The organism is Patescibacteria group bacterium, from assembly GCA_018817085.1.
Lineage (GTDB): Bacteria > Patescibacteriota > WWE3 > CG2-30-40-12 > CG2-30-40-12 > CG2-30-40-12.
In genome coordinates this window covers 20,738-31,508 of the sequence record JAHIUT010000008.1, presented here as the reverse complement: position 1 = coordinate 31,508, position 10,771 = coordinate 20,738, and the positions used below count along the sequence as shown (strand labels likewise).

Annotated in this window: 14 protein-coding genes and 2 tRNA genes; 15 read left to right on the top strand and 1 reads right to left on the bottom strand. The window is 37.4% G+C overall.

Going from position 1 to position 10,771, the window contains the following annotated elements:
* The 12 genes from KJ678_00670 to KJ678_00615 all read left to right on the top strand — a co-directional run.
* Window positions 1-195, top strand: a 195-nt coding sequence (locus KJ678_00670) for a hypothetical protein (protein ID MBU1016664.1), incomplete at its 5' end; no start/stop codon positions are given.
* Between the two features lie 59 nt (window positions 196-254).
* Complete coding sequence (locus KJ678_00665) at window positions 255-875, top strand: ABC transporter ATP-binding protein (GenBank protein ID MBU1016663.1); 621 nt, start codon at window positions 255-257, stop codon at window positions 873-875.
* Window positions 875-2,086 carry an ABC transporter permease gene (locus tag KJ678_00660; protein ID MBU1016662.1) on the top strand — a complete coding sequence of 404 codons (1,212 nt, stop codon included), beginning with the start codon at window positions 875-877 and terminating at the stop codon, window positions 2,084-2,086. Before KJ678_00665 ends, KJ678_00660 begins: the two co-directional genes overlap by 1 nt.
* A gap of 12 nt (window positions 2,087-2,098) precedes the next feature.
* Window positions 2,099-2,932: a hypothetical protein gene (locus KJ678_00655; GenBank protein ID MBU1016661.1), complete on the top strand. Its 834-nt coding sequence runs from the start codon at window positions 2,099-2,101 to the stop codon at window positions 2,930-2,932.
* Window positions 2,925-3,509: an ATP-dependent Clp protease proteolytic subunit gene (locus KJ678_00650; protein MBU1016660.1), complete on the top strand. Its 585-nt coding sequence runs from the start codon at window positions 2,925-2,927 to the stop codon at window positions 3,507-3,509. Before KJ678_00655 ends, KJ678_00650 begins: the two co-directional genes overlap by 8 nt.
* A 6-nt stretch (window positions 3,510-3,515) precedes the next feature.
* A tRNA-Val gene (locus KJ678_00645) sits at window positions 3,516-3,591 on the top strand.
* A 239-nt stretch (window positions 3,592-3,830) separates the two neighbouring features.
* Window positions 3,831-4,268 (top strand): hypothetical protein, encoded by a 438-nt coding sequence (locus tag KJ678_00640; GenBank protein MBU1016659.1) that lies wholly within the window; start codon window positions 3,831-3,833, stop codon window positions 4,266-4,268.
* Between the two features lie 46 nt (window positions 4,269-4,314).
* Window positions 4,315-4,548, top strand: coding sequence for a hypothetical protein (locus KJ678_00635; protein ID MBU1016658.1), 234 nt, complete (start codon window positions 4,315-4,317; stop codon window positions 4,546-4,548).
* Window positions 4,514-5,494, top strand: coding sequence for a hypothetical protein (locus tag KJ678_00630; GenBank protein ID MBU1016657.1), 981 nt, complete (start codon window positions 4,514-4,516; stop codon window positions 5,492-5,494). Before KJ678_00635 ends, KJ678_00630 begins: the two co-directional genes overlap by 35 nt.
* A gap of 112 nt (window positions 5,495-5,606) precedes the next feature.
* Window positions 5,607-5,680, top strand: a tRNA-Val gene (locus KJ678_00625).
* Between the two features lie 2 nt (window positions 5,681-5,682).
* The gene (locus KJ678_00620; GenBank protein ID MBU1016656.1) at window positions 5,683-6,699 is read left to right on the top strand and encodes a hypothetical protein; all 1,017 of its coding nucleotides are present in this window, start codon (window positions 5,683-5,685) and stop codon (window positions 6,697-6,699) included.
* Entirely contained in the window at window positions 6,696-7,472 is a 777-nt protein-coding gene (locus KJ678_00615) for a hypothetical protein (protein MBU1016655.1), read from the top strand. Before KJ678_00620 ends, KJ678_00615 begins: the two co-directional genes overlap by 4 nt.
* Here KJ678_00615 and truB read toward each other — a convergent pair.
* Window positions 7,465-8,166 carry a tRNA pseudouridine(55) synthase TruB gene (gene truB / locus KJ678_00610; GenBank protein ID MBU1016654.1) on the bottom strand — a complete coding sequence of 234 codons (702 nt, stop codon included), beginning with the start codon at window positions 8,164-8,166 and terminating at the stop codon, window positions 7,465-7,467. The two genes, KJ678_00615 and truB, sit on opposite strands and share 8 nt — an antisense overlap.
* Before the next feature lie 92 nt (window positions 8,167-8,258).
* Between truB and thrS the strand changes: the two genes are divergently transcribed.
* Genes thrS through KJ678_00595 form a run of 3 tightly spaced genes read left to right on the top strand, consistent with a single transcriptional unit; the run spans window position 8,259 to window position 10,770 of the window.
* A complete protein-coding gene (thrS, locus tag KJ678_00605; protein MBU1016653.1) occupies window positions 8,259-10,031 on the top strand; it encodes a threonine--tRNA ligase in 1,773 nt (590 codons plus the stop codon).
* Between the two features lie 44 nt (window positions 10,032-10,075).
* Window positions 10,076-10,579, top strand: coding sequence for a translation initiation factor IF-3 (gene infC / locus KJ678_00600; protein MBU1016652.1), 504 nt, complete (start codon window positions 10,076-10,078; stop codon window positions 10,577-10,579).
* Window positions 10,576-10,770, top strand: coding sequence for a 50S ribosomal protein L35 (locus tag KJ678_00595; protein ID MBU1016651.1), 195 nt, complete (start codon window positions 10,576-10,578; stop codon window positions 10,768-10,770). Before infC ends, KJ678_00595 begins: the two co-directional genes overlap by 4 nt.
* Window position 10,771 lies beyond the last annotated feature (1 nt).

Sequence of the window (10,771 nt, the reverse complement as noted above, 5' to 3'; positions counted from 1 at the left end):
TGGTCCAAATATAATGAATACAACAACGCAATTGCTTCCGCTAAAGCTACCACTGATGCTACCTTAAACAACCTTTCCAACGCCTATATTAAATCCCCCATTAACGGCGTCATCACCAAATTAAACTATAAAGAAGGCGAAAACATAATACTTTCCCCTTTATCCAAAGTTAAAGATAGAAAGAGGGTTTTTTGAAAATGCCAACTAAAACTTCTCCCATAGTGGAATTTAGGAATGTATACAAAGATTATAAAATGGACGGGGTTTTGGTGGGCGCTCTTCAAAACATTTCCCTAAAAATCGTAAAAGGCGAGTTTGTTTCTATTGTGGGAAAAAGTGGGTCTGGAAAATCCACCCTTATGCACCTTATTGGGTGCCTGGATGTTCCAACCAAAGGCGAAATTCTCATTAACGGACAGGACATATCCAAACTGTCGGAAAAAGAACTTGCCGGAATACGAAATAAATATGTGGGATTTGTTTTTCAAACTTTCAATTTACTGCAAAGAACCACCGCTTTGGACAATGTAAAATTGCCTCTAGTTTATAATTCAGAATACAAAAAAGGAGATAGAGCTATTCAACTTCTTAAAGAAGTGGGTTTGTCAGATAGACTAAAACATACCCCCAACCAACTATCCGGCGGTCAACAGCAAAGAGTGGCTATAGCAAGGGCGTTAATAAACAATCCTGAACTTATTTTGGCGGATGAACCTACAGGTAATTTAGATTCCAAATCGGGCAAAGAGATAATTGACTTGTTTATTAAACTAAACAAAGAAGGAAAGACCATTGTGGTAGTTACCCACGATGAAGATGTGGCTAAAGAAACCAAAAGAATAATTAGAATTGAGGATGGAAAAATAATAAAGTAATGAACATTTTGCCAAAATTTTTGGAAACCATAAAACTTGCCTTAAAATCGGTAAGCTCAAACAAAGTCCGTTCTTTTTTAACAATGCTGGGGGTGATCATTGGAGTTGCCTCGGTGATTCTTTTAATCTCAATTGGAAACGGTATAACAGGCTATGTAACCGGCGAATTTGAAAAATTGGGTTCAAACCTAGTTTTGGCAACTCCCGGAAAAATAAAGGTTGAAATAGGGGGAGGCGACCCTAGTCGCGCTTTAACCAACAGCAAATTTTCGGAAACGGAAGTTAAAAATGTGGAAAGAATAACCGAAACAGTTATTGCGGCAACAATAGAAGCCACCGATTCTAAAAGGGCTAACTACAAAAAGAATACTTTTTATTCCCTAATTTACGCTACCGATTACAATTTCCCTAAAGTGTTAAATTATAAAGTTCTATCTGGTAGATTTTTCACCAAAGCGGAGTATCAAAACGCAAGTCGCTCTGCCATAATAGGAAATTCCGTGGTGGAAAAATTGTTTAAAAACGAAAACCCGCTAGGCAAAGAATTTACTATTGAGGATAAAAAATTTACTGTAATAGGCGTGTACGAAAAAAGAGGCGGGTTTGGAGGTCAGGATTACGATTCAATCATTACTATTCCTTTTACTACCGCCAAACTTCTTTTCAACATACGAAAAATTACCGGCATAAATATAAAAACCAACCCCGCTGTGGATATAAACCAAGCCAAAAAAGATATTGAAAAGGCTTTTCTTAAAACATTAACTCGCGATGATTTTACCCTTTTCACCGCCGAAGAACTTTTAAGTTCCATAAATAATATCCTAACTACATTAACCACTGCTTTAGCTGGGATAGCGGCTATATCTTTACTTGTAGGAGGCATAGGAATAATGAATATAATGCTTGTTTCGGTAACCGAGAGAACGCGGGAAATCGGGCTTAGAAAAGCGGTGGGGGCAACCCCAAATAATATCCTAGTTCAATTTTTAACAGAGTCTTTAATATTGAGCGTTATTGGAGGATTTAACGGAATCCTTTTGGGATATTTGGGGTCTCTAGCTTTAAAAAATTTTATTCCTGCCACATTAACACCCGGGTCGGTGCTTTTAGCATTTGCGTTTTCGGCGGGAGTTGGTATAATTTTTGGAACTTACCCTGCTTACAAAGCGGCTAAAAAGAACCCAATAGACGCTTTGCGATACGAATAGGAAAAAAACAATATGAATACAAGTATTGAGAAATTACCAAAAAAGACATATGAACTTACTATAACCGTGGAAAAAAACGCGGTGGATACTGCGTTTAAACACACTTTGGAACATTTTTCTAAACATACAAAAGTGGAGGGTTTTAGGGAAGGAAAAGCGCCTATTAATATGGTTAAAGAAAAGGTGGATAAAGGGAAATTAAACGGGGAAGTGATAAACCATTTAATTCCAAACTATTATTCGGCGGCGCTAAAGGAACACAAAATAAACCCTATTATAAGTCCTAAAATTGAAATAACCCAATTTGAAGAAGGCAAAGACTTAATATTCAAGGCTACGGTTGTGGAAAAACCAGATATACTTTTGGGAGATTACAAAAATAAGGTAACAACTTTAAAAAGCGGAGAAAATGACAAAAAACCCACTATAGAAGAAATAATCAATAAAATACTTGAAACTGTAAAAATAGAAGTTCCTCAATTATTAATAGACGAAGAGGTAACCAATATGTTTTCAAATTTAATAGACCAAACGGCGCGGCTTGGGATTACCGTAGAAGACTATTTAAAATCGCAAAATAAAACCGTGGAAACATTAAAATCCGGATACTCTAAAATAGCGGAATATAATATAAAAGCGGATTTGTTATTAAACGAAGTAGCCAACACGGAAAAAATAGAAGTTTCCGAAGAAGACATTAAAAAAACCATAGACGCCGCTCCAGACGAAAAAACAAAGGAGGCGCTTTCAAACGAGAACCAAAAATGGTATATTAGAAGCATATTAAAAAAGAATAAGGCTATCCAAAAGCTCTTAGAGTTGGTGACGGAGGAAAAAAATGACTAATCAATTAGTACCTATAGTGGTAGAAAAAGACCCGCGGGGTTTTGAGAGGAGTTATGATATTTATTCAAGACTTTTAAAAGAGCGGATTATATTTTTAACCGATGTTATAGATATGATTACTGCAAACACGGTTATAGCGCAGTTATTGTTTTTGCAATACGAAGACTCCAAAAAGGAAATCAAAATATACATAAATTCTCCCGGAGGGTCTGCTTACGCGGGACTTGCGGTATACGACACCATACAACACCTTAAATGTCCTGTCTCTACAATTGCGGTAGGTATGGCGGCTTCGGCGGCGGCTCTTATTTTAGCAGGAGGCGTAAAGGGAAAAAGATATAGTTTAGGAAATTCCGTAATTATGATACATCAACCTCACGGCGGAGCGCAGGGGCAGGCAACCGATATAGAAATTTCCGCAAAAGAATATTTGAGGGTAAAGGATATTTACATAGATATTTTGGCAAAACACTGCGGACAAAAGCGAGAAAAAGTAGCAATGGATGTGGACAGGGATTTTTTTATGTCTCCGGGGGCGGCAAAGAATTACGGGATCATAGACGACATCATCGCGTAATATAAGGGGTGGTTAGCTCAGTTGGCAGAGCGCTTCAGTGACATTGAAGAGGTCATAGGTTCAAGTCCTATACCGCCCACCAAGATTAAACTTTCCGACTTTTTGCCAACGAGATTGGACATTGTGGAAATAAGGAAGTTTGCTATGTTTTATAAAAAGAATGCCAACTATTTCATTAAATAAACTATAATTTTACTTTATATTCTCCTTGCGATAATAGCGTATATACTTTGGCGTATTTACCGCCAGAAAAAAAACAAGAAAGAACAATTTAAAGACTATCCGCATTTATACGGAAAACTTGAGGGCAAATGGCTTGAAGTGTTTGCTCATCATTATGAAAAGGGAGATCCTCTTTTGGAAATAGCATTTCTACTAATGTTGGGAGGATCAACAAAAATAAATTTTTCCGAAGGATCAATGAAATGGGATTCTCTTTGGCATGCGACTGGAGAATTACTGGAACATCTTGAGAAGTACCACGAAGGAACAGTTGCTGAACATGAGATTGCGATTTGTACTTATTGGCAAATAGCCGCCAAAGCTGTTGAAGAGCTAATAAAAGAAAATCCCGAAATTGAAGGCAAAAAAATAGAAGTAGAACCATACACAAATATCAATAAAATTGCGTCATTATTCCCAAGAAAAGCTAATCATCCGGCTAAAGAAATCTCTTTCTTCAATGCAGATGGCCCATTCCCGCGAGAATCAAAAGACTCGGCAGTAATTGATGAGAAAATAAAAGCACTTGGACTCTAAAAACTTTGTTGTTATTCATCGTTATATCTGATATTATATAAACACTATGACTAAGAAAACCCCTCAAAAACTGATAACTAAAGTGGCTTCAAAAAAGGTCCTGAAGCAGAACGAAGAAGCCATAAAGTCATACGACCGCTACAAAGAAACGACTGACCTCATTGATCGGGCGAATATTGCGCTGGGCAGAAAACCGGCTTTCAAGACGGCGACTGGTTCAACGCTTAATTTTGAAATAAACCATTATGGAATCGCCTCAACCACAGCGCAAAAAATTTAAGACTGCGCAAGATTGGAACGATTTTATCGGCCAAGCGCAACAGTCCGGTCAAAGAACAACCGGACAAGATTTATTTGCGCTCCGAAAAACCTGCTATGAGGAGATTGAAAAGCATCGTAGCCGCCCGCTTTTAGTTTACGCAACAAAGTTCTTGGATGGCGTGCCACAGGGCGCACCGAATTTTATTGATTTGTCCGATGTGGACGGATTTACCGACCTTATTAACTCTGTGAAAGGAAACGGCTCTGTTGATGTTTTGTTGCATAGTCCTGGCGGACGACCAGACGCGACAGAACGACTCGTTGGACTTTTGCGTGGAAAATTCGATGAGGTAAATTTTCTTATTCCGCACTCGGCTTATTCGGCAGCCACAATGCTTGCGCTTTCAGGAAATAACATTATTTTGCATCCAAGCGGAACGCTTGGGCCGATTGACCCTCAAATCAACGGCATCCCAGCTCGTTCGATTAAACGCGGTTTTGAAAAAGTGAAAGAGCGTATCGCAAAGGAAGGTCCAGAAACACTTCCCGCTTATATCCCCCTCATCGAAAAGTACTCACTTGATCTTTTGGAACTTTGCGAAGATTCGGAAAAGCTATCACGCGAACTTGTATCAACTTGGCTCAAGCGATATATGTTCAAGGGCGATAAAAAAGCCGTTGGCAAAATCCGAAAAGCGGTAAATTACTTTTCAGACTACGACAAGCATTTATTGCACTCCCGTCCGCTATCAATGGAAAAACTTGCGAGGTTTGGATTGAAAATAGAACTTGCAGACGAGACACTTCAAGATTTGCTATGGGAAGCGTATATTTTGCTCAACGGCTTTTTCAATGTCAGCCCGTTTGTTAAGCTGTACGAGAGCGCACACGGCGTGTCGTGGGGCAAGCAATTTCAGCAAGTTTTTATCGGCCCACAGCCACAGCAGAAGTTGAAGCTCCAATAACAGATTGCCCGCCGAAAAATTTGGAAGCCGTAGCGAAGCGGAGGCGGGCAGTTTCAGCCAAAGGCTGACCGTCCTCTGGACGGGGTTAGAGCGCTTCGCTTTAGATAAAATTGGTCGAGTAGCTCAGTTGATTAGAGCGTTGCGTCGACATCGCAAAGGTCACAGGTTCGAACCCTGTCCCGACCACAATGGAGACTAAAATTGCCCTAAAATTTGTTGTTATATTACTAGCCTGTTTTATTTCTCTTTTATTCCTTGGCTTTGCCTTTAAAACCTTTTCAGTAATCTCTCCAGACATATTATCTCAAACAAATCAAGGTATAAAAGCAGGACTTTTAATTTTCATAGCCATTTTTATAACCACCTTTTTTTACATTTTAGTCAGTTTTATAACCACCACAAAAGTTAGGCTAATTCCTTTTTTTATCGTTAGTTTTACCGGCTACATTTTAGGTTTTGCCCTCGGACAATCTTTGCCAAACCAAGTGGCGGTGTCGTCTATTTCCGCTTTATTTATATCGTTAGGACTTTTTAAAATGGTCTTATATATTCGTTTAGAATACCTAAACTGCATAAAACCAAAACTAGCCATAATTATTCCCAAAAACATTCACAGCTTTTTGGTAATATTGGGACTAATTCTATCCATAAATTTTTATATTTTCTTTAGCGCCGCGACAAAAGGATTGCCATTTAAAATCCCTGAAAGATTTTTAAACAAAGCTATGGAACCGGCTATTAAAATTATTGAAAATAATTTAGAAACACAGATAAATACTCAACTGCAAAATAGTTTGGGGCAAGTTATTAACACACAGGACAGGGAAGCGACTCTAAAATTTATCCGCGCGGAGTTGGAAGAAACTTTTAGCGAAGGGAGTACTCGTCAACAATTAGGGTTTAATCAAGATGTGATAAATCCAAAAGATATAACTCTTACACAGGAAGGGAAAGTGGACATAAAACCTGTAGTGGAAAACCTAAAACCAACTCTATTAAAACAGGTTAACAAGGCTCTGGAACCTTATACAAAATATATTCCAATACTTTTAGCTTTTTCGTTATTCTTTATTTTAAAATCAGTGTTTTCAATCTTTCCATTTTTAATAGTGTCATTTATATCCTTAAATTTCGTATTGCTAAAAAAGTTAAAATTTATTAAACTCATAAAATCCACCGCGGAGGTGGAAAGATATAGTTTATGAAAAACGAACAATACAAAAATTTTATGGACAATTGTGTGGTAGCGCTTATGACAGGAGGAGAAAGCTCCCGTTTTAAGGAAGTGGAAGGCACTAGCGACACACATAAAAACTCGTTCAAACTACCCAACAACAATACAATGCTGGAGATGGCTATAAAAATGTATAAAGACGCTGGCATCAAAAACTTCGTGGCACTGGTGTATTATGAAGCGGACACAATAAAAGATTTGCTCGGGGACGGTTCCAAACTTGGCATAAATATTTCTTACAGCTATGACCCGGGACATCCTGTTGGAAAAGGCGGGGCAGTAAAAAATGCCATTCTTAATGGCTCAATCCCAAACAACAAAAACCTAATTGTCCACAACCCAGACGATGTAATAATAAATTACAAAGGTTCTTTTCCGGGAGATATAATTGCGGGGCATATTCAAGGAACTTTGCGAGGAAATATCTCCACTGTGGTTGTTGTGGAAGAAACTCCTTATGCCTTTACCGGGATGAAAATATGTAATGGGCAAGTATCTCAAATAGATATGTACCCTATGGTTCCAATACCAACGCATATTGGAGTAACTATATTCTCGCCAGAAAGCTTTGAATATTTTGATAAGTTATTTAACCTAAACAAAAAAAGCGATTTTGAGAAAATATTATTCCCAATTCTTGCGGAAGAAAAAAAGTTATACGCAGTGGCGATACCTAATGAATGTTGGCTTGCCGTAAACAATCTAAAAGCGTATAGAGAACTCGTAAATCATCTGACTACATAAGAAATCTCTCCAAACTAAGAGAATTTGCCAATGTATAATTCCCAACTCTTGTCCGTACCAAGGATATTAAAGTACCGCCACCTCCGAGTTTATTGCCTATATCATTTGCCAAACTGCGAACATAAGTTCCTTTTGAACACACCACTCTAATTTTTATGTAAGGATATTTTTTGGCGGGGGAATTGTATCGTTGTCTAGACAATGATACAAAAGTGACTCCAGTCTCTAAAAGCTCTAATTCTTTTATAAATACTTTCCTCTTTGGAAGTTTTATACCTCCCATTTTTCCTTCTCTAGCATATTTATAAAGGGGTTTACCTCTGATTTTAACAGCGGAGAAAGCGGGTACCTCTTGTATAATATTCCCAACGAATTGATTTAACACTTTTTCTATTTTGTCCCTTTCCAACACCTTACCCGCTAATCTTAATTTATCCTTCTCAAGGACAGTTCCCTCTATATCATAAGTATCTGTTCTAATTCCAAAAGCAATTTTTGCGATATATTCTTTTTCCAAACCCATAAATTCGCTTTGTCTTTTAGTATCGTTTTCTGTTAAGACTATTAAAATGCCTTCAGCAAGAGGGTCCAATGTCCCCGCATGCCCCACTTTCGTTATGTTATATTTCTTACGGACAACATCCACAACATCGTGGCTTGTTATTCCTTTTGGCTTATTTATTGCAATAATCATCAGAATAGGGGTCTGACCCGCTCTAGGCGGACCCGACCCTTATATAATATATAAAAATTTGCAGTTAGAAAATAGCGTGATATACTTTAATTATGGAAAAAAACAACTCGCAAGAATACTTACTCTCGTTAAGACATTCCACCGAACATATTCTAATGCAAGCGATGGAAAATCTTTATCCAAAAATTATAAAAGCAATGGGTCCCGCAACAGAGGATGGTTTTTATTTTGATTTTGAATTAGACGAAAAAATATCCAAAACGGATTTTCCTAAAATAGAAAAGGAAATGCAAAAAATTATAAAAGAGGATTTGCCCATTACACATAAAGAAATTAAAATTGACGCTGCAAAAAAACTCTTTGAATACAATCCCTATAAACAAGAATGGCTAGACGAAATAGAATCCAAAAAAGAAATTCCCAATGTGTATTGGACGGGAGACAAATTTGTGGATCTGTGCAAGGGTCCACATCTAAAATCCACCGGCGAAATAAAGGCGTTTAAACTTTTAAGTGTGGCGGGCGCGTATTGGCATGGAGACGAAAAAAACAAAATGCTAACTAGAATCTACGGCACCGCTTTCCCTACACAAAAAGAATTAGACGAATATCTAAATGTGCTTGAAAAAGCAAAAACACGCGACCATAGAGTCATAGGGAAAGATCTAGACCTTTTTGTGTTCTCCGACCTCATTGGAAAAGGTCTTCCTTTATTAACACCCAACGGGACAATTATCCGTCGCGAATTGGAACGATTCGTAATAGACGAAGAAACTAAATGGAACTACCAACATGTTATTACTCCGCCTCTTGCCAAAACCGATTTGTACAAAAAATCTGGTCATTATCCTTATTATAAAGATTCTATGTATCCAAAAATGAAAGTGGACGAGGAAGAGTTAATATTAAGACCAATGACCTGTCCTCATCACTTTATGCTTTATAAATCTAAACCGCATAGCTACAAAGAACTTCCTATTAGATATGCCGAGATAGCTTCGCAATTTAGATACGAAAAAAGCGGGGAGCTTTCGGGTCTAATGCGCGTTAGAATGTTTTGTTTAGCAGACGCTCATATTTTTGCTTCGCAAGACCAAGCAAAGGATGAAATTAAAAATGTTTTAAATTTAATTGATTTTGTAAACGGCAAACTTGGACTTGTTAAAGGAATTGATTATAGATATCAATTGTCTTTAGGAAACCGTACGGATACTCAAAAATACTATAAAGACGATAAAGCTTGGGATTCAGCGGAAAACATTTTGAGACAAGTGCTAACTGAAACAAAAAACAGCTTTTCCGAGGCGCCTAATGAAGCCGCTTTTTACGGTCCAAAAATAGATATCCAGATGAAAAAAATAGGCGGGAAAGAGGAAACGGCATTTACCGTGCAGTACGATTTTGTAATGCCAAAACGATTTGAATTAACTTTTATAGATAAAAACGGCAAAGAAAAGGAGCTAGTGGTCATTCATCGCTCCTCTATCGGCGCTTTTGAAAGAACTATGGCTTTTTTGTTAGAAAAATTTGCAGGCGCGCTTCCGGTTTGGCTTTCTCCTGTCCAAGTTCAAATAATACCTATATCCGAAAACCATCTTAAATACGCCCAAAAAATAAAAGAAGCGCTTTCTTCCGCCAACATTAGAGTTTGCGCGGACGAAAAAAATGAGACAATGCAATCAAAAATTCGCAACGCGCAACTGCAAAAAATCCCCTATATGATAATTGTGGGAGATAAAGAACTTGCCCAAGAAAATATTTCTGTCCGTTTAAGAAATGGCAAAAATATTAATAACATAAATCTTAAAAACTTTATAACAGATATAACAAAAATAATTGAAGACAAAAGCTTGGGATTGCTATAATAAGCATTACTTGCTAAAATAAAGCTTTATTAGAATAAAAAACTTTGAAAAGATACTTGATAAATCACCAAATAAAAGCGCAGGAAGTGCGCCTGATATCCGAAACAGGGAAAAATTTGGGCATAATGAAATCCCACGAAGCTCTTAAAAAGGCTTTGGACGCAAGCTTGGATTTAGTGGAAATATCGCCGGGGGCTAAACCTCCAATATGTAAGGTTTTGGATTTTAACAAGTTCCAGTATCAGGAAAAAGTTAAAGAAAGAGAATCCAACAAAAAAATACATAAAACCGGTACCAAAGAATTTAGATTTGGTCCTTACATAGGTAGCAACGATTTATTAAACAAAGCGGAAAGAGCAAGAGAATTTATCAAAGACAAAAATAAGGTACGGTTATCGGTGGTTTTTAAGGGGCGTGAGAAAGCCCACCCGGAAATAGGGGAAGAAAAAATTAAAAAATTCATTGCCCATTTAGGGGATTTAATTAAAATAGAAAACGATGTAGAATACAAAGGTGGGGTTATGAGCGCCCTTGTGGCGCCAAAATGAAAATGCCAAAACAGAAAACTAGCAAAACAATTGTAAAAAGGTTTAAAATTACAAGTTCCGGTAAACTTTTAAAGAAAAGGGCATGCACTTCTCATTTAAACAGAAAAGAAACCGCCAACTCAAGATTTAGAAAACAAAAATTGAGCGAAATTCCAAAAGGTTTGCTTAGAAAAATTAAGAAAGTAATTTAAA

Coding starts and splice junctions, on each gene's coding strand:
- thrS (MBU1016653.1), top strand. CDS start 8,259: ATGGAAAAAAACAACTCGCAAGAATACTTACTCTCGTTAAGACATTCC.
- KJ678_00630 (MBU1016657.1), top strand. CDS start 4,514: ATGGAATCGCCTCAACCACAGCGCAAAAAATTTAAGACTGCGCAAGAT.
- truB (MBU1016654.1), bottom strand. CDS start 8,166: ATGATTATTGCAATAAATAAGCCAAAAGGAATAACAAGCCACGATGTT.
- KJ678_00660 (MBU1016662.1), top strand. CDS start 875: ATGAACATTTTGCCAAAATTTTTGGAAACCATAAAACTTGCCTTAAAA.
- KJ678_00635 (MBU1016658.1), top strand. CDS start 4,315: ATGACTAAGAAAACCCCTCAAAAACTGATAACTAAAGTGGCTTCAAAA.
- KJ678_00665 (MBU1016663.1), top strand. CDS start 255: ATGGACGGGGTTTTGGTGGGCGCTCTTCAAAACATTTCCCTAAAAATC.
- KJ678_00615 (MBU1016655.1), top strand. CDS start 6,696: ATGAAAAACGAACAATACAAAAATTTTATGGACAATTGTGTGGTAGCG.
- KJ678_00650 (MBU1016660.1), top strand. CDS start 2,925: ATGACTAATCAATTAGTACCTATAGTGGTAGAAAAAGACCCGCGGGGT.
- KJ678_00620 (MBU1016656.1), top strand. CDS start 5,683: ATGGAGACTAAAATTGCCCTAAAATTTGTTGTTATATTACTAGCCTGT.
- KJ678_00595 (MBU1016651.1), top strand. CDS start 10,576: ATGAAAATGCCAAAACAGAAAACTAGCAAAACAATTGTAAAAAGGTTT.
- KJ678_00655 (MBU1016661.1), top strand. CDS start 2,099: ATGAATACAAGTATTGAGAAATTACCAAAAAAGACATATGAACTTACT.